The organism is Phyllobacterium pellucidum, assembly GCF_013327855.1.
In the GTDB taxonomy this organism is placed as follows: Bacteria; Pseudomonadota; Alphaproteobacteria; order Rhizobiales; family Rhizobiaceae; genus Phyllobacterium; species Phyllobacterium pellucidum.
The window spans coordinates 1-738 of sequence record NZ_JABUMX010000015.1; the positions used below are offsets into that span (position 1 = coordinate 1).

At 62.2% G+C, this 738-nt stretch carries 1 protein-coding gene; it reads right to left on the reverse strand.

Annotation, left to right across the window (positions count from 1 at the left end; translation table 11 throughout):
- On the reverse strand, window positions 1–738 hold a 738-nt coding region (locus HQ945_RS22665), incomplete at both ends, for a DUF7507 domain-containing protein (RefSeq protein ID WP_174208547.1).

Genomic DNA, 738 nt, shown 5'->3' on the forward strand with positions numbered 1-738 from the left:
AGAGTGCGGTAAAGGTCGTGTCGTCGAAGCCACCGGGGGTAAGTTCGGCAATCGTATCGCCGCTGACCACGGCATCCTTGAGACTGTCGGTGAGCCGGATGTTCTTCAGCGTCACGTTGCCGGTGTTTTTGACGGTGAAGCTATAGGCAATGGTCGAGCCGACGCTGTTGCCCGATGGCGGTCCGGTCTTCTTCTCCAGCACCAATGCCGGCGCGGCCGCGATCGGCGTCGTCACGCCGCCGTTGCTGCTGATATCGCTGCCCGACGGTGGCGTTGCGGTGACGGTGGCGGCATTATCGACCTTGCCGGCATCGATGTCGGCCTGTTTGAGCGTATAGAGTGCGGTAAAGGTCGTGTCGTCGAAAGCACCCGGCGCGAGTTCGGCAATCGCATCGCCGCTGACCACGGCATCCTTGAGACTGTCGGTGAGCCGGATGTTCTTCAGCGTCACGTTGCCGGTGTTCTTGACGGTGAACGTATAGGCAATGGTCGAGCCGACGCTATTGCCCGATGGCGGTCCGGTCTTCTTCTCCAGCACCAATGCCGGCGCGGCCGCGATCGGCGTCGTCACGCCGCCGTTGCTGCTGATATCGCTGCCTGACGGTGGCGTGGCGGTGACGGTGGCGGCATTGTCGACCTTGCCGGCATCGATGTCGGCCTGCTTCAGCGTATAGAGTGCGGTAAAGGTCGTGTCGTCGAAGCCACCGGGGGTAAGTTCGGCAATCGTATCGCCGCTGA